This is a genomic window from Croceitalea sp. P059, from assembly GCF_031846365.1.
GTDB lineage: Bacteria > Bacteroidota > Bacteroidia > Flavobacteriales > Flavobacteriaceae > Croceitalea > Croceitalea vernalis.
Window position 1 is genome coordinate 1,033,364 of record NZ_JAVRHW010000001.1, and the last position, 18,536, is coordinate 1,051,899.

The following is an 18,536-nucleotide window of genomic DNA, read 5'->3' on the forward strand; positions in this document are numbered from 1 at the left end:
CCCCATGAAAAATCAACATTTTTTTAAATTAATTTTAATATCTCTTTTCTTTTTTTCTTGTGTAAGTGAGAAAGATTTAGATCAACCTATAGTTGATGATGAGATGGTAATTACAGATGATGATGAAATTATTGATGACCCGTTATCAGTTTTAAACGTTTCAACGTCATTTGAGTATCCAACTAGTAAAAACATAAACTTGGTGTTAGATGCTCCTGAATTTTTAAAAGGAGCCACTTTTTCTATTTACTCAAAAGTTGGAACTCAAGATAGCCTATCTATTGGCAGCGGAACATTTAATGACCAAGGTCATTTTGAAAAGCAATTAACAGTGTCTTCAAGATTAGATAGTCTTTTGATATTCACAAATTATATTGGTCTTATTGATGATGTTCGTTTAAAGGTGGATTCAGAGGAAGTTGTTTTTGATTACAATCAGTTTTATGAGCGTAGTGGTACTGCCGGAAAGGGTGTTGAAAGACCGCTGCGAACTTATATTTCACAACAAGGAAAGGCCGATTATACTTTTATTGATACTTTTAATGCGCAAGGTGTACCAGATAACTTAGCATTTGCCGATGTAATTCAACAAAATTTATTAGACGATATAAATGCTTCTCTACCCGAAAATGTTCCTGGTGGAATTCCATCTTCAAATCCTGAATTTTTAGCAGGTAAAGAAACAAGTTTAATTATAACCGAAGAGGCCGATGTATGGGTAACTTTTGTTTCTGAAGGGGCAGGTTATCGCAATGTATTGGGGTATTATTCATATACTTTGGGTAATGAACCAGCAACGGTCAATGACATCGTTGAGCATCGTGTGATTTTTCCAAACGTTTCATTTTCTGGCTCAGGAGGAGGTTTGATTTCTGGTGATAGAGTTTATCTAGGAAGGTTTCCTGAAAATACGGTTATTTCATGGTTTTTAGCAGCAAATGGTTGGTTTGGTAGTGGTGTCAATGATGGTAATGGAGTTTATTACTCTAACCCAGATTTTAATCCTGAATCAACTGAAGCTACCCGTAATCATATGGTACTGCTTTATGATGAGGCACGAGAATTGACATTACTTGGATTCGAAGATTTAAGAAGAGATGTCGCAACAGATGATGATTTTAATGATGCGGTATTTTATGCTAGAGCAAATCCACCAGATGCAATTCAGGTTGGCGACTTTGCCGAAATAGAGGTAGCCAATGATGCTGATGGAGATGGCATAAACGATGAATTAGATGATTTTCCATTTGATCCAAATAAAGCATTTAATAATTTTTTACCGTCTGTGAATTCTACCGGTAAATTAGTTTATGAGGATTTATGGCCTAGTCAAGGCGATTATGATTTTAATGATTTAGCTGTCGAATATTCTTTTAATCTTATAGCTAATAGCAATAATTTGGTAACATCAATTGATGCTTCATTTACCATAGAGAATATTGGAGGGGCATTACACAATGGTTTTGCTTTCACTTTTCCAATTAACCCGAGTAATATTAGTGGTATTGAAGGTCAGGTCATTAATGGTAATTATGAAACCATTGCGGCGAATGGAACCGAGACCGGAACTAACTCTGACGAAACTGTCATAATTGTGGCAGGTGATTGTTTTGACTTATTAGGAGATACTATTAATCTCACGATAGACTTTTCAACGCCTGTAGATGCTGAAATTCTTGGTGAGGTACCTTTCAATGCTTTTTTAATTGCAAATCAAGATAGAGCTAAAGAAATACATTTACCAGATTTACCACCTACAAGTAAAGCAGATTACTTAGGGACACAAGATGATTTCAGTGACGCATCAATAGGCCGTTATTATAAGACGAGTACAAATCTGCCATGGGCTTTAAATATTTACGAAGGTTTTCAAACTCCACCAGAAAGTGTTCCTATTATTTTACAATACCCGCGGTTTGTAAACTGGGCTAATTCAGGTGGTACTCAAGATCTAGATTGGTATGCCCAATAACTCTAATTACGTATTTACAACGTTTAAATTACGTTTCACAACATAATTTTTTAATCTAGTTAATGTAAGATAATATTTACAAATAAATAACGAAAAAACTTAATAAATGAATATTGCAGTAATTGGTACAGGGTATGTTGGTTTGGTAACCGGCACTTGTTTTGCAGAAACGGGAATAAACGTTACCTGCGTTGATATTGATAAAAAGAAAGTAGATATGCTTCGTAATGGAGAAGTTCCTATTTATGAACCAGGCCTTGATGCGCTTTTAGAACGTAACATTGATAAAGGTAGAATTTCTTTCACAACAAGTTTGCAAAAGGCAATTAAAGATTGTGATGCTGTGTTTATTGCAGTTGGTACTCCTCCTGATGAAGATGGTAGTGCTGATTTAAAGTATGTACTTGGTGTTGCTCGTGAAATAGGTCAACATATGGAAGATTACAAAGTAATTATTACTAAGAGTACAGTGCCAGTTGGAACCTCTTTTAAGGTAAAAGCTGCTGTTGAAGAAGAGTTAGTAAGTAGAGGTGTACGTATACCATTTGATGTTGCATCAAATCCAGAATTTTTAAAAGAAGGAAGTGCTGTTGATGATTTCTTGAAACCAGATCGTATTGTGGTAGGTATTGAAAGTAAGCGTGCTGAGAAAGTAATGAATAGACTCTATAAGCCTTTCTTGATGAACGGTCACCCACTATTATTTATGGACATTTTCTCTTCTGAGATGACCAAATATGCAGCTAACTCTATGTTGGCTACTAAGATTAGTTTTATGAATGATATTGCCAATTTATGTGAATTAGTTGGCGCTAACGTAGACTTAGTTCGTAAGGGTATTGGTTCAGATACTAGAATTGGGAATAAGTTTATTTACCCTGGTACCGGGTATGGAGGTAGTTGTTTCCCAAAAGATGTACAAGCATTAGTTAGAACTGCAGATGAATATGGACATTCTTTAGAAGTTCTTAAAGCAGTTGAAGCTGTTAATTACAGACAAAAAACAACTTTAGTTGAAAAAATCAAAAAGCATTTTGGTGAAAATCTAAAAGGAAAACAATTTGGAATGTGGGGCTTAGCATTTAAGCCAAAAACAGATGATATGAGAGAGGCTCCTTCTTTAGTAATCATAGAACAGTTAAAAGCAATGGGCGCAAATATTCGTGCTTATGATCCTGTAGCTATGGAAGAAGCAGAACGAATATTGGGTAATTCAATTGAATATGCTAAAGATGAATATGACGTGGCTATTGACGCAGATGCACTAATTGTTGTTACGGAATGGTCTGAATTTAGAATGCCGAATTTTAGAATACTACAGAAGTTGATGAATGAGCAGACAATTTTTGATGGAAGAAACGTATACGATCCGGAAGAAATGGAAGAAATAGGTTTCAATTACTATAGCATAGGACGTGCTGCAATTAAAGCAGAAGAATCAGTAGAGGTTTAATCAATTTTTGAAAGTAAAAAGATGAAAAGAATTTTAGTTACAGGAGGTGCAGGCTTTGTTGGTTCACATTTATGTGAACGTCTTCTAAAAGAAGGAAATGAAGTTGTTTGTATGGATAATTATTTTACTGGGCGTAAGAGCAAGATTGTCCATTTAATGGATAACCCCTACTTTGAACTGATTAGGCATGATGTCACTTTGCCATATTTTATTGAAGTTGACGAGATTTATAATCTAGCTTGTCCGGCTTCACCGGTTCACTATCAACATAACCCAATAAAAACTATTAAAACTTCCGTTTTAGGTGCAATTAATATGTTAGGCCTCGCTAAACGTATTAACGCCAAGATTTTACAAGCTTCAACTAGTGAGGTTTATGGTGATCCAGAAGTACATCCACAACCAGAAAATTATTGGGGTCATGTTAATCCAATTGGTATTCGTTCTTGTTACGATGAAGGGAAAAGATGTGCCGAATCGCTCTTTGTAAATTATAATCAGTCAAATGATGTATTAGTAAAAATCATTAGAATTTTTAATACATATGGTCCAAGAATGGAGCCGGATGACGGTAGAGTAGTTTCAAATTTTATCATGCAAGCCTTACAAGGGCAAGATATTACCGTCTTTGGTGATGGTACTCAAACTAGAAGCTTTCAATATGTAAGCGATTTAGTTGATGGAATGATTAAAATGATGGATACAGAAGATGATTTCATTGGGCCAATTAATATTGGAAATCCGGGTGAATTCACTATGCTGGAATTGGCTGAAAATATTATTGATTTGACGGGTTCAAAATCAAAAATCATTCATCTGCCTTTACCTTCTGATGACCCTATGCAACGCAAGCCAGATATTACACTAGCAAAAGAAAAGCTAAGTGAATGGACGCCAAGTGTTGATTTAAGAACAGGTTTAGAAAAAACCATTAAGTACTTCGATAGTACACTTCAAGATAAATCAATTCAACAATTGGTGAACTCTTAATTTAATTTTAATCGAGTTAGAATGGATGCATTTAAGGTCATAATCAATACAATTGAAATAGTACTCATAGGTTATTTCGGATTTGCATCCATTTATATTTTTCTATTTGCTTTTGCCGGTATATTCAAGGCAAAAAAGAAAAAAGTAATTATTAATAAACAGCGAAAATTTGCTGTATTGATTCCTGGTTATAAGGAAGATAATGTTATCGTTGAGGTGGCAAGAAGAGCTTTAGAACAAAGTTATGCCGAAGAACTTTTTGATGTTGTCATTATAGCAGATTCATTTCAAGAGAACACCTTAAATAAGCTTCGTAAACTTCCCATAGAATTGGTTGAGGTATCCTTTGAAAAAAGCACTAAATCCAAGGCCTTAAATAAAGCGATGGATATAATTGGTGATCAGTACCATGTTGCTCTTGTTCTTGACGCGGATAATATTATGGAGTTTGATTTTATTGAGCGAATTAATGATGCTTTTAATAAAGGTTATAAGGTAGTTCAAGGCCACCGTATGGCGAAAAATACGAATACTGCATTCGCAATACTTGACGCTATAAGTGAAGAGGTAAATAATCATATTTTTAGAAAAGGACACAGAGTATTAGGCCTTTCATCGGCTTTAATAGGTTCAGGAATGGCTTTTGACTATCATTTTTTTAAGTCTACAATGGCTAATGTAAATGCTGTAGGAGGTTTTGATAAAGAACTGGAATTGAAACTATTAAGAGATAAAACTAAGATTGAATACTTGCATAAGGCTTTAGTTTTAGATGAAAAAGTTCAAAAATCTGAAGTGTTTTCTAACCAGCGTAAAAGATGGCTTTCAGCACAGTTTATATATTTTAGAAGATATGTACTTTCAGGTATTAAAGAGTTAATCTTTAAGGGCAATGTTGATTTTGCTGATAAAGTTTATCAAATGATTTCTCCGCCAAGAATTTTGTTATTAGGTCTTGTGTTTGTACTAACAAGTATTTACGCTTTAATAGATATCTTTTTTGAAAATGTTACAAGTTTTATTTCTTCTGAATACTGGTATATCACATTTGCAATTACTGTTTTGGCGTTCGCATTGTCGATACCAAGAAAGTTCTACAGTTTATCAACCTTGAAAGCGGTTTTGACACTACCTAAAGCATTTGTTTTGATGTTTTTATCCTTATTCAAGTTAAAAGGAGCTAATAAAAAATTCATTCATACCCAGCACGGTACCCTTAGTGGCCAGTAAAATTTATAATATGAAAATAGGAATTGAAGGACAACGGCTCTTTAGAAAAAAGAAGCACGGTATGGATATGGTAGCCTTAGAGCTCATCAAAAATCTACAAAATATTGACCAAACCAATGAATATGTCATTTTTGTAAAACCTGATGAAGACAATACTTGTATTCCGGATGCTCCAAATTTCAAGATAGTAGAATTAACTTCAAAGTTTGGTTATCCAGGTTGGGAGCAATGGGAACTTCCAAAAGCAGCATTTCGCGAAGGCTGTGATGTGTTGCATTGCACTAGTAATACAGGTCCAATATTTTGCAAAGTTCCTCTTGTAACCACACTACATGATATAATTTACTTAGAAAGCATAAGTATTTTTAAGAAAGATGGTACCTGGTATCAGAAACTTGGGAATATGTATCGTAGGTATTTTGTGCCACCTGTGATTAAAAAAAGCAAAAAAGTTATTACCGTTTCTAACTATGAAAAAAACAGAATCAATAAGTATTTTGGATTTAAAGATGATCGTTTACATGCTATATACAATGGCGTGGGTGAGCATTTTAAAAAAGTTACGGATAGCAGAGTACTTTCTTCAATAACCACCAAGTTTAACCTTCCTGAAAAGTTTTTCTTCTTTTTAGGTAATACCGACCCAAAGAAAAACACGATTGGTGCCTTGAGGGCTTTTGCAGATTTCAATTTGCAGTACCCTAATCAATACCAATTGGTGATGTTAGATTATGATGAAAACGAATTGCAAAGAATATTAGGTTCCATTGGCCATCCTGAATTAAGAAAACAAATTCATCTTTTAGGTTATGTTCCAAATGAGCAATTACCTGCGATTATAAGTCAGTGTACTATTTTCTTGTACCCTTCTTTACGTGAAAGTTTTGGAATTCCAATTTTAGAAGGCATGGCATGTGGTGTGCCAGTAATTACTTCAAATACATCATCAATGCCAGAGGTTGCGGGTGAAGGAACAGCTTTGATTATTGACCCTTTTAAACCTAAAGAAATTTCTAATGCCATGCAGACATTGGTTGAAGATCAAATGTTGGCAAAAGTTTTATCAGAAAAAGGTATTTCACGAGCGAAAGATTTTTCATGGAAGGCAATGGCAGAAAATGTTTTAGCACTTTATGAAGATGTTTATGAAGAACTAAATACGTCAATGGTATGATTAAAGGCAAAGATATTATAGTAATGGGCATTCAAGCTTGGGATATTGAAATTGGCAGTAATTGTAAGAATATTGCTGTTGAGTTTGCTAAGAATAATCGAGTACTTTACGTGAATCCACCGATGGATAGAGTCTCACAATATAGAGAACGACAAACTCAAAAAATAAAAAAACGAGTACAAATAAGAAAAGGCTTAAAAGATGATTTGATTCAATTAAATGAATCAATGTGGAATCTTTATCCAAAAACACTTACCGAGTCAGCTAACTTTTTAAACGCCAGTTGGTTGTTTGATAAATTAAATAAAATCAACGCAAAACGATTTTGTACAGATGTGGCAGATGCCATTGAAAGATTAGGTTTTAAAGACTATATCATTTTTAATGATAGCTCAATGTTTTTAGGGCAACACATTAAAGAATATCTACATCCTTCGTTTTACGTGTATTACATGCGTGATTATTTAACCAAGAATCCATATTGGCGAAAAAATGGCGTTCGTTTAGAGCCTAAGCTCATACAAAAAGCTGATTGTGTAGTTAATAACTCTACTCTCTACACCGAATATGGAAAACAATTCACAGAGCATTCTTATATGGTAGGTCAAGGTTGCGACACCTCTCTGTTTAATGATCAATTGAGGGAGATTGAGATTCCAACAGATTTAAAAGATTTTGAAGGACCAATAATCGGCTACGTAGGTTTTTTAAGTAGTAGAAGATTGAGTATTGAAATAATTGCAGATGTAGCGAAAGCTAGACCAGATTGGAATATTGTTCTTGTAGGTCCTGAAGATGATGCTTTCAACACTTCAGAATTACATGAAATTGATAATATATATTTTTTAGGAAGCAGGGATGCTTCGGAGCTGCCTAACTATATTAAAGGATTTGATATAGCTATTAATCCTCAGTTGATTAATGATGCAACTATCGGAAATTATCCTAGAAAAATAGATGAATATTTAGCCATGGGAAAACCTACAGTGGCTTCAGCAACAAAAGCAATGGAGTATTTTGCCGAGCATACCTATTTAGGTAAAACTTCGGAAGACTATGTGGAATTAATTGAAAGAGCATTAAAAGAAGATTCCTCCGAATTACAAGCTAAAAGGAAGGCTTTTGGTCTTTCGCATAGTTGGGAAAACAATGTCAACGAGATTTACAATTGTATTTTAAAAGTAACTAAACAATCTGCCTAAATTTTTAATTATGGGTATTGTCAATAAAATAAAATCGAACCCTAAGTTGAAGCAATTTGCACTGAAGTTAATTGCTCCAAAAAGAAACCCGAGACCTAGATTATGGGTAAGGTGTTTTTTAAATCCATTGAAACACAAAAAAGGTAAAGGGGCAACCATTAGAAGAAATAGTCGTATCGATGTTTTTCCGTGGAAAAGATTTGAAGTAGGAGAACTAACTACAATCGAGTCTTATTGTACCGTCAATAATGGCTCGGGTGATGTTTTATTAGGTGATAGGGTTAGAGTTGGTATTGGCAGTGTGGTTATAGGTCCTGTAAGTATGGGTCATGGTTCAGGTTTAGGTCAAAATGTTTTTGTATCTGGTTTTAATCATGGTTATGCTGACGGTTCTAAAAACTCAAGTCAACAAGCTTTAGATATTCGACCGACTATTATTGAAGATGAAGCTCATATAGGAGCTAATTCTGTTGTTTTAGCAGGGGTGACTATTGGAAGAAATTGTCAGGTTGGCGCAGGTAGTGTTGTTACAAAAGATATTCCACCATACTCAGTTGCTGTTGGTAACCCTGCTAGGGTCATCAAACAATTTAATCACAACACGGGAATATGGGAAGCTGTTAAGAAAAAAGAAGCCAGTTTGATTTAAATTATAATACTATGGAGTCGTTAAAAATCATTTTTTGGGTAGCCTTATTCATTATTTTTTATTCTTATTTAGGATATGGAATTTTATTGTTTGGTATTATCAAACTTCGACGATTATTTGGTCTAGGCAAACCATTTACTGGTAATGAAGATTATGAACCAGATGTGACACTTTTTGTAGCGGCTTATAATGAAAAAGACTATTTAGAAGAAAAAGTATCCAACTCTAAAAATTTAAACTATCCGCAAGAAAAGGTTACTCAATTATGGGTCACTGATGGTTCAGATGATGGAACTCCTGAGTTATTAAAAAAATACAAGGAGGTCTCTGTTTTGCATGAGTCAGCGCGTAATGGAAAAATTGCAGCGATGAATCGTGGAATGAAGCATGTTAAAACCCCCATTGTGATTTTTTCAGATGGTAATACAAACTTGGGTAAAGATTCTATAAAAGAAATCGTAAAACTTTTTAGGAACCCAAAGGTGGGTTGTGTTTCTGGTGAAAAACGTATTTATTCAAAAGATGCCGACAGTGCTGCTGGTGCTGGGGAAGGAATGTACTGGAAATACGAATCTCAGTTAAAAAAATGGGACGCTGAATTGTATTCCGTAGTTGGTGCGGCCGGAGAACTCTTCGCCATTAGAACTGAGTTATGGCAAGAGGTTGAAAAAGACACCTTATTAGACGATTTCATGATTTCCTTAAGAGTTGCTATGAAAGGGAATACAATTCAATATAATCCTGATGCCTATGCCATCGAAAATGCCTCTGCCAATGTTAAAGAAGAGTTGAAAAGAAAAATTAGAATATCTGCAGGAGGCATTCAATCAGTTGTTAGACTTGCTCCCTTATTGAACTTTTTTAAATATGGTACTTTATCATTTCAATACATCTCGCATCGTGTTTTACGTTGGACATTAACGCCATTATTATTGCTTTTGTTGATTCCAATAAACTTTATTTTAGCGCAAAACGAAGGTCTTTTTGAATTCGGAGTATTTAGTCTTTTGTTCTGGGCTCAAGTACTTTTTTACGCCGCTTCATTACTGGGATGGTTTTTAGAAAACAGACAGATTCGACTTAAAATTCTATTTATACCATACTATTTTTTCATTATGAACCTTTCCGTTTTCTTAGGTTTTGGTAGGTATTTAAAAGGCAATCAATCCGTTAATTGGGAAAGAGCTAAAAGAGGAGGAACTGCTTCAGAAGTGATTGCTTAAACCTCTTCTTGATATAATGGTAGGTTGAAATAGAAAACGCTTCCTTTTCCAACTTCACTCCGGATATTTAGTGAGCCTCCATTTTTTTCAATGAAATTTTGGCAGAGTATTAAACCAAGTCCTGTGCCAGGTTCTTTTTCTGTGCCAAGTTTGCTGAAATGTTCATTAGGGTTTAAAATTTTATTAATATCCTCAGGGGGTATTCCTTGACCGTTATCTTCTATTTCAATAGTTAAGTGCGAATTGTTGAATAAACCATTAACCTTGATAGTACCTTCAATAGGTGTGAATTTAATTGCATTTGAAAGTAAGTTTCTTAGAACGGTTTTAACTGTGTTCATATCAGCAAATACCCAGCTATCTTTCGGAACATTATTAATAAGTTCAATTTTCTTATGTTCACTACCTAGTTTTAACAATCTAAAAGTTTGTTCTACTAAATCTAGGACATCTAATTTTTCAGGAATGATTTGTATTTGGTCACTTTCTGATTTAGCCCAACCCAATAAGTTTTGAAGTAGGTTTAAAGCTTCATCCATTGTTTTTAAAAGTTCGTAAACTGTGCCATCTATAAAATTATCTGCTTTTGGGTCAATGATACCCCGCATTATAAAGTCCATTTTTAGCTTCGCAGCACTCAAAGGAGATCTTAAATCATGTCCGATAATAGAGAACATTCTGTCTTTTAGAATATTTGATTGTCTAAGATTTTCAGCTTGTTTTTCTATTTGGTTTTTAGCCCTAACTAATTCAACATGTGTTTGAATTCTGGCTATAAGCTCTTGCTCATTAAATGGTTTGGTTACATAATCAATACCACCAACTTCAAAACCTTTGACTTTATCTTTTATGTTTACTTTTCCTGTTAAAAAAATAACTGGAATATTACGATATTCTGAATAGGACTTTAGCTTTTGACAAAGTTCAAAACCGTCTATTCTAGGCATGATAACATCGAGTAAAATGAGATCAGGAAGTTTTTCTTCTAACAATGTGAAGAAGTAGTCGTCATCATTGGTGCCTTGATATTCAAAATCGTTACGTTCAAGTATAAACTTTAGTAGTTCAATATTTAACTGTTCGTCATCAACAGCTAGAACATAGGGTTTATCTACAGGTTGGTTGTTCATTTTAAAAGACTATGTCTTAACTAAAGTAAGAAAAACTTTTCAAGCAAAATAGGTATTGTCTTTATATTGTTTTATTCGCGTTTGGGCTTGGATTAAATGCATTAAGAATAGCATTCTACAACCTAAAACCACGCTTTCACAACAATAATTAAATCTAATTTTAAAGTAGGATTATATTTACAATATAAGTAGTAATAAACTTTATATAGTATGACACACGTTTTGGTAACCGGCGGAGCAGGTTTTATTGGTTCTAATTTTGTTCCTTATTTTTTAGAAATGAATAAAGAGGTGCATTTAGTTAATCTTGATGCTTTGACTTATGCGGGTAATTTGGAAAATTTAAAGGAATTAAAAATTGAAGAAAGATATACTTTTATTAAGGGAGATATTTGTGATAGAGGATTATTGGAAGAGCTTTTTAAAAGATTTGATTTTCAGGGAGTAATACACTTTGCAGCTGAATCTCATGTAGATAACTCAATAACCAATCCTGATGCTTTTATGCAGACCAATATCATTGGTACTTTTAACCTTATTGATATGGCAAAAAAACATTGGATGATTGGCCCTGGAATTTACAAAGAAGCCTATAAGAATTCACGTTTTCATCACGTGTCTACTGACGAAGTATATGGCACTTTAGGTGAAGAAGGGTTGTTTATGGAAACAACGCCATATGCACCTAATAGTCCTTATAGTGCTTCAAAAGCATCTTCCGATTTTATTGTCAGAAGTTACTATCATACGTTTGGTATGAATGTAGTAACAACTAACTGTTCCAACAATTATGGACCAAAACAGCATGATGAAAAGTTAATTCCGACAATCATAAGAAAGGCTTTATCTAAAGAATCTATTCCTATTTATGGTGATGGCTCTAATATTCGAGACTGGCTTTATGTGTTAGATCATTGTAAGGGGATCTTGCTAGCTTATGACAAAGGTGTATCAGGTGAAACCTATAATATAGGTGGGCGAAATGAGCGTAATAACCTATATATCGCTCAAAAGGTATGTGATTTGCTGGACCAGAAAAGTCCTCGGGAAGATAAAAAATCATATCACGATTTAATCACTTATGTTAATGATAGAGCAGGTCATGACTTCAGATATGCAATTGATGCCACAAAAATAGAAAATGATTTGGGTTGGAAAGCAGATGAAAATTTTGAAACTGGAATTGAAAAAACGATAGAATGGTATCTTAATAGATATGTTTCTAAACTCGATTCAAAATTTGTATAACAAGAAATTATAAATAAACATTATAGCATGAAAGGAATCATATTAGCAGGAGGTTCAGGAACCAGATTGCATCCTTTAACACTAGCAGTCAGTAAACAATTAATGCCTGTTTACGATAAACCTATGATTTATTATCCACTTTCTACCCTTTTAGAATCTGGAATTTGGGAAATTCTAATTATTTCTACACCACATGATTTACCTCTTTTTAAAAAATTATTAGGTGATGGAAGAAAATACGGTTGCCGTTTTGAATATGCAGTTCAAGAAGAGCCTAATGGTCTTGCTCAGGCCTTTATAATTGGAGAAAAATTTATTGGTGATGATAAAGTTGCATTAATCTTAGGTGATAATATTTTTTATGGTACTGGTTTAGAAAATCTTCTACAATCTAATAATAACCCTGAAGGTGGAATTATTTATGCTTATCATGTGAATGATCCTGAACGATATGGTGTTGTTGAGTTTGACGATAATGGCAAAGCTATTTCCATTGAAGAGAAACCACAAGATCCAAAGTCCAACTATGCAGTACCGGGTATTTATTTTTATGATAATGATGTAGTTGAAATCGCAAAAAATATGAACCCAAGTACACGTGGTGAACTTGAAATTACTGATGTGAATAAAGAGTATCTCAAAAGAGGGAACCTTCAAGTTAGTATAATGGATAGGGGAACAGCTTGGCTAGATACAGGCACCTTTGAATCTTTAATGCAAGCAGGGCAATTTGTCCAAGTAATTGAAGAACGTCAAGGTTTAAAAATTGGTGCTATTGAATCATCTGCTTATAAGATGGGTTACATAACAAAAAATCAATTTAAAAAATTAACTCAACCATTTTTAAAAAGCGGTTATAGTAAGCGTTTATTAGAAGTTATTTAATGAAATTATGAAAGTAACAGAAACTCAAATAGAGGGTTGTTTTATATTAGAACCTCAAGTTTTTGAAGATAAACGCGGGTATTTTTTTGAAAGTTTTAATCAAGAAAAATTTGAAAAAATTACTGGGGCAAAACCTTTTTTTGTTCAGGATAATCAATCATTTTCGGAAAGAGGTGTATTACGCGGTCTTCACTTTCAAAAAGGGCAATATGCACAAGCAAAATTGGTTCGCGTTTTAGAAGGTGAAGTTTTAGATGTTGCCCTAGATATTAGACCGCAATCAAAAACTTTTGGAAAAGTTGTTACAAGTCGACTTTCTGCAGCAAATAAAAAACAAATGTTTGTTCCACGAGGCTGCGCTCATGGTTTTGTAACACTAAGTGAAACAGCTACTTTTTTCTATAAATGTGATAACTTTTACAATAAAGAGTCAGAAGGTGGAGTTTTGTATAACGATCCTGATTTTAAAATTGATTGGATAATTGAAGAATCAGAACTTATTATATCTGATAAAGATAAAATACTACCTACTTTTAATGAAGTAGTTTTAGATTAATATTATAAAATACCAACTCTAAAAAATGAATATTCTTGTAACAGGGGCTTCCGGCCAATTAGGTAATACAATAAAGGCGTTATCCGAAACAACTCATGAAGAGCTTAATTTTGTTTTTAAATCTTCAAAAGAGCTTGATATTACTGATTTGGTGTCTGTGAAACAAGAACTTACTACTAACAATTATGCCTATTGTATTAATTGTGCTGCATTCACTAATGTTGACAAGGCAGAATCTGATACAGATTTAGCACGAAAAGTAAATATTTCAGGTGCCAGAAATTTAGCAATAAGCTGTAATGAAAGTACAACAGTATTAATACATATTTCGACCGACTTTGTATTTGATGGTTATTTAAATGAACCTTATAATGAAGAGGCTATTGCCAGACCAATTGGCTTTTATGGTGATACCAAATATAAAGGAGAGCGTGCTATCATTAATAATTTAAATGAACATTTTATAATAAGAACATCATGGTTGTATTCAGAATTTGGCAACAATTTTATGAAAACTATGATACGATTAGGTAATGAACGTGATGAACTTTCTGTTGTTTATGACCAGGTAGGTACGCCAACCTATGCTAAAGATTTAGCCCAAGTTATTTTGTATATCATCAAAGCCCATAGTATTGATTATGGAGTATATAATTATAGCAATGAGGGGGTTGCTAGTTGGTATGATTTTGCTAAGGCAATTTTTGACGGACAAAACATTCAAATTGAATTAAAACCAATTCGTTCGGAATCATATCCTACTCCGGCTGAAAGGCCGAAATTTAGTGTGCTTGACAAAGAAAAAATTAAGAGTACTTTTAACCTAGCAATTCCGCATTGGAAGGATAGTTTGGCAATCGCCCTTAAAGCATATTCTAAAATAGAAGCCTAGACTATAGGCCTTTTACTTGAGTTTTATGAAAAGAATCTGCTTGAAGTCTAAGTAGTTCTTCGGCTTTCTTCTTTTTATACCGGTATAGTTCTTCTTCAGATTTAATATTCTCATAAATATCTTGATTCATTACCGAATCAGTAGATAGTAATAATTTGCGTTGAGCCACTTTTTGAGTTACCCATGTTGCAACAACACTTTCACCTTCTTCAAATTTATAATCATATTCTCCTTTTGGTGCCAATAACTTAGCAATGATAGGAGCCGTTTCTATAGCTAGAAACAATAAGAAAATAAAAAATGAAGGTAACCATGGTAATTTGTTTAAAGCATTGATTCTAGCCATTAAACCATCAAAACCATCGATTATTGGTTGTGAATTAATCACAGCACCATTGTAATCTTCATTCAAGGCTACAATTTCATTTTCTAAAACGATAATTTTTGCGGCATTTGTTGCTTTTAATTTTTGTAATTCGGCTAAGTATGCATCATGTTTTTGACGCTTTTCTTCATAAACAGGACCTTTACCTAATAATCCAGTTCCAGCAGTGCCTTCTGCTTCTGTAATATAGGTATCGTATAATGCGTTAGTCTCACTTTCTTTTTGAGTAATTTCACTTTTTAAGTTGGCTATTTCTTGATTTAGTGCTTCAATGTTTGGGGTATATTGCAAAGCCAATTGCTCTTTGTTTTCTAGGGTCATTGCATTTTTTTCTTCAAGTAGCACCTGATTGATTTCTTTTTCAAAGATTTTCATTTCCAGGGGCTTAGAGATTACAATAGCAATTATAATCGCTAAAATAATTCTTGGGGCTGCTTGAAATAATTCACTTTTAATATGGTCTCTTTTTTTAATTGTAGACACAATGTACCTATCCAAATTAAAAATGAGAAGACCCCAAATGAATCCGAAAAAAATAGCGGTATATACATTATCAAAAACAGTATAAAGTGCATATCCGCTTGCTATAAAAGCCATAACGGCAGTAAAGAATACCGTTGCGCCTATACCTGCATATTTGTTGCGTTCTCCGTTGGAACAAGTTGAAAGAATATCTGTGTCAGCTCCTGAACAAAAGATAAAGAATCGTTGTAACATAATAGTGCTCGTTTTTGGTTTGATGAATTTGTTCTCAATGTCACCTTGTGGGCAGTCGAAAGGCATGTGGTTCTCGGCTTTGCTTTTAATGACAGTAGTTATTTAACGCAAGTATTTATGATTTGTTACAGAAAAAGCCTTCATTTAGAAGGCTTTAACATCAAATTATAATTTACAATAGTCTATTTGGAGTAAATTTTTACTTCAGGTGTTTTGTTTATCCAAGGTAATGTTTCTACATAATCATATTCTTTGGCAGCAATATAAACTACACCTTCTTCTGCCGAAATATGCTCATCATTATAATAAAATCGCGCTTTTTTATTTCTTAGTTCTTTAGCATAGTTTAATAAATCTTTTTGCTTATTTAAGCTACCAATTTTAATAGCTTCTTTAGAAATTCTTACCTGCGGATTCTTAGAATTACTTTTTGTGGTTGAAATATTTAGGCTTTTGTTTTTCTTTATTAGCTCAATTGCCTTATCAGAAGAAATTTTCTTTCCTTCATAATAGAAAGTAGCTCCTTTTTTAGCCATGTCGATTACAAGGTCTAATGGTGAAGGTGGTATTGGTGGAGATGGAGGAGCTGGAATAGTACTTGCTTGACCATTTATTACTCTTGGGCTTGATGGTGCAGGTGGTTTATTCATAATACTACCTCCAACAACGTCATAAGGGTCTTGCTCTTCAATCATTTCTTTTATTTTATTCGACGCTTCCTCTCTTGCATTTGGTGCATCAGGCGCAGGAGGCGGCTCTGGAAAATCTGGGAAAGGCTCTGTATCCGCCTTTTGTTTGTCAGACATTATGCTATAGATGTATTTTAATTGTTCAACATCTTTAATTAGAATTCGCATATCATTGCGATCCATCTCATTATATTTTTTAGCTAAAGCATTATATTCCTGTAGTTGTTCACGAGAAGCGCCTTTCTGCACATTAATTTTCTCTTCAGGGCCAATAACATCTACCATTGCAACACCGTATTCTTTTAAAATAGTTTCAACTTCAGCAATAATATTTTTTGGAGTATTAACCTCAACTTTGATTGAAGCACGTATCATCTCTTCTCTTTCGGTTTTTGTTAATGAAGAATTATAATCTAATAAGAACTTACCTAATTCTTGGATTGGAACAAGATATTCTTGAACTAGTAATTTCCCTTTACCATTTATGTTAATACGAATTGGATTTGCAATTTTATGAAAACCAGAAATGTTCTTTTCCGTTGAAGTGCCTTCTTTAGGGATATTAATGGTATAACCTTCAGGAAAAACTTTCATTCCTTCATTAGCCTTAGAAAAATGTGTTTTTTGAAATTCGAATTCTACTTTCTCTAAAAATACTACTGAAGTTTCACTAATGGTGGTCTGCGCAATAACGGAAGTATAATCAGTTTCTTCCCAATCTCTTGTCAACTCATCTACTTCTTGAGCAAATACAACTAATTCAACTTCTTTTCCATTTAGAAAAATTTCATCGTTTGCTATTGACAGAATAAATTCTTTGGGACTAAGGTTTTGTTGAACTATGGGAACGGAAATTTCTTTTTCGATAAACTTTGTTTCAGTAAATCCATATAGCATTAAGGCCAAAAGCGGCAGGAGTAATAAACTTCTTAATAAAATTGCTTGTTTTGATGTGTGTGTTTTCATGACTTTAAATCGTTTTTTGATTGATGAATAATTAATGGCATTTACCATATTAACTGACTGATATTTCTCTAAACTATCCTGTGATAAATAGGATAACAGCGTATTTTGATAATTACTGCGAGAAATAGTTTTCTTAATAACTGCACTATCTGCTAGAAATTCGTGATTTAGTTTAATACATTTTTTAAAGAAAAAGATTAATGGGTTGAACCATAAAATCACTTGTAAAAATTCTATAAAAATTACGTCTATACTGTGGCGTTGTTTGGCATGAATTTCTTCGTGCAGCAACACCTCTTTTGGGATAGAATTAGCTTCAAACTTTTCTTTGTTTAAAAAGATATATTTAAAAAAAGTATGCGGAGGTAGCTGCTCTAATACTAAAACTTTAATACTAAAACGTTCTTTAAGTTTGGTGTTTTTTCGAATGCGATTTAATATTTGAAAAAGATTTCTCAAAAATCGAACACCAAAAACTACAACACCTATACTATAAATAGACCAAGCGATTAAAGACCAATTTATAACGTCAATATCTCTTGCCGCAGTTTCAGTGATGATTGGATTTGAAGTTTGTACAAATGTGTTTGTATTGCTGTAAGCAGTTACTGTAGGTTCTACATACTCGATAAATACCAAACCAGGAATTACACAAGATGCAACTAATGCTAATATTAGATAGCATCTTTTGAACGTATGCATGTTTTCTTTCTCTAGAAGAAGTTTATAAAAGAGTAAAAATATGGCCATGCAAGCCGTAGATTTTAAGAGATAAATGAGCATGTTATTTTCTTTTAATTTCTTGGTCTATTAATTTTTTTAAAGCCTCCAATTCCTCCTTACTCAAGTCTGTTGATTGCGTAAAAAAGGATGCAAATTGACTTGGACTATCATTAAAAAAGTTTTTAATGAGTCCGTTTACATGATTGGAGAAATAATCTTTTTTCTTAACCAAAGGATAATATTCTCTAGAGCGTCCAAAACTTTTGTATGCAACAAAACCTTTGTCAGACATACGCTTTAATAATGTTGCCACTGTTGTTGTGGCTGGTTTAGGTTCTTCATACGCTTCTAGTAAATCTTTCATAAAAGCTTTTTTAAGCCTCCATAAAATATTCATAAGTTCTTCCTCGGTTTTAGATAACTGCATTCTCTACAAGATTAGAATTAACTCT

General features: G+C 33.5%; 16 protein-coding genes. 12 read left to right on the forward strand and 4 right to left on the reverse strand.

Translation table 11 applies throughout. The features are described from left to right. The first annotated feature begins 4 nt into the window (after positions 1–4). From RM542_RS04695 to RM542_RS04730, 8 genes are all read left to right on the forward strand, one after another. A complete protein-coding gene (locus RM542_RS04695; RefSeq protein WP_311384558.1) occupies positions 5–1,972 on the forward strand; it encodes an LruC domain-containing protein in 1,968 nt (655 codons plus the stop codon). 106 nt (positions 1,973–2,078) lie between these two features. Beyond that, positions 2,079–3,425 (forward strand): UDP-glucose/GDP-mannose dehydrogenase family protein, encoded by a 1,347-nt coding sequence (locus RM542_RS04700; RefSeq protein ID WP_311384559.1) that lies wholly within the window; start codon positions 2,079–2,081, stop codon positions 3,423–3,425. A 21-nt stretch (positions 3,426–3,446) separates the two neighbouring features. Then, the gene (locus tag RM542_RS04705) at positions 3,447–4,415 is read left to right on the forward strand and encodes a UDP-glucuronic acid decarboxylase family protein (protein ID WP_311384560.1); all 969 of its coding nucleotides are present in this window, start codon (positions 3,447–3,449) and stop codon (positions 4,413–4,415) included. Between the two features lie 21 nt (positions 4,416–4,436). Further along, positions 4,437–5,645: a glycosyltransferase family 2 protein gene (locus RM542_RS04710; RefSeq protein WP_311384561.1), complete on the forward strand. Its 1,209-nt coding sequence runs from the start codon at positions 4,437–4,439 to the stop codon at positions 5,643–5,645. A 10-nt stretch (positions 5,646–5,655) separates the two neighbouring features. Beyond that, complete coding sequence (locus RM542_RS04715) at positions 5,656–6,819, forward strand: glycosyltransferase family 1 protein (RefSeq protein ID WP_311384562.1); 1,164 nt, start codon at positions 5,656–5,658, stop codon at positions 6,817–6,819. After that, a complete protein-coding gene (locus RM542_RS04720; protein ID WP_311384563.1) occupies positions 6,816–8,021 on the forward strand; it encodes a glycosyltransferase in 1,206 nt (401 codons plus the stop codon). The genes RM542_RS04715 and RM542_RS04720 overlap by 4 nt, the downstream gene beginning before the upstream one ends. A gap of 10 nt (positions 8,022–8,031) precedes the next feature. Further along, positions 8,032–8,670: an acyltransferase gene (locus RM542_RS04725; RefSeq protein WP_311384564.1), complete on the forward strand. Its 639-nt coding sequence runs from the start codon at positions 8,032–8,034 to the stop codon at positions 8,668–8,670. Between the two features lie 11 nt (positions 8,671–8,681). Beyond that, complete coding sequence (locus RM542_RS04730; RefSeq protein ID WP_311384565.1) at positions 8,682–9,893, forward strand: glycosyltransferase family 2 protein; 1,212 nt, start codon at positions 8,682–8,684, stop codon at positions 9,891–9,893. On the opposite strand, the gene RM542_RS04735 is transcribed toward RM542_RS04730, so the two are convergent. Further along, on the reverse strand, positions 9,890–11,023 hold the full coding sequence (locus RM542_RS04735; protein ID WP_311384566.1) for a hybrid sensor histidine kinase/response regulator: 1,134 nt from the start codon (positions 11,021–11,023) through the stop codon (positions 9,890–9,892). The two genes, RM542_RS04730 and RM542_RS04735, sit on opposite strands and share 4 nt — an antisense overlap. Before the next feature lie 210 nt (positions 11,024–11,233). On the opposite strand from RM542_RS04735, the gene rfbB reads away from it, so the two are divergent. The 4 genes from rfbB to rfbD are packed head-to-tail and all read left to right on the forward strand — an operon-like array spanning position 11,234 to position 14,604. Next, a complete protein-coding gene (gene rfbB, locus RM542_RS04740; RefSeq protein WP_311384567.1) occupies positions 11,234–12,271 on the forward strand; it encodes a dTDP-glucose 4,6-dehydratase in 1,038 nt (345 codons plus the stop codon). Positions 12,272–12,298: 27 nt separating this feature from the next. Beyond that, positions 12,299–13,156, forward strand: a complete 858-nt coding sequence (rfbA, locus tag RM542_RS04745) for a glucose-1-phosphate thymidylyltransferase RfbA (RefSeq protein WP_311384568.1) — start codon at positions 12,299–12,301, stop codon at positions 13,154–13,156. A gap of 7 nt (positions 13,157–13,163) precedes the next feature. After that, positions 13,164–13,712, forward strand: a complete 549-nt coding sequence (gene rfbC, locus RM542_RS04750) for a dTDP-4-dehydrorhamnose 3,5-epimerase (protein ID WP_311384569.1) — start codon at positions 13,164–13,166, stop codon at positions 13,710–13,712. A 25-nt stretch (positions 13,713–13,737) separates the two neighbouring features. Continuing rightward, positions 13,738–14,604, forward strand: a complete 867-nt coding sequence (gene rfbD / locus RM542_RS04755) for a dTDP-4-dehydrorhamnose reductase (RefSeq protein ID WP_311384570.1) — start codon at positions 13,738–13,740, stop codon at positions 14,602–14,604. A gap of 1 nt (position 14,605) precedes the next feature. On the opposite strand, the gene RM542_RS04760 is transcribed toward rfbD, so the two are convergent. The 3 genes from RM542_RS04760 to RM542_RS04770 form a co-directional block, all read right to left on the reverse strand. Further along, on the reverse strand, positions 14,606–15,706 hold the full coding sequence (locus RM542_RS04760; RefSeq protein WP_311384894.1) for a DUF4407 domain-containing protein: 1,101 nt from the start codon (positions 15,704–15,706) through the stop codon (positions 14,606–14,608). Positions 15,707–15,888: 182 nt separating this feature from the next. Beyond that, entirely contained in the window at positions 15,889–18,144 is a 2,256-nt protein-coding gene (locus RM542_RS04765) for a M56 family metallopeptidase (RefSeq protein WP_311384571.1), read from the reverse strand. A 1-nt stretch (position 18,145) separates the two neighbouring features. Next, on the reverse strand, positions 18,146–18,511 hold the full coding sequence (locus RM542_RS04770) for a BlaI/MecI/CopY family transcriptional regulator (RefSeq protein WP_311384572.1): 366 nt from the start codon (positions 18,509–18,511) through the stop codon (positions 18,146–18,148). Positions 18,512–18,536 lie beyond the last annotated feature (25 nt).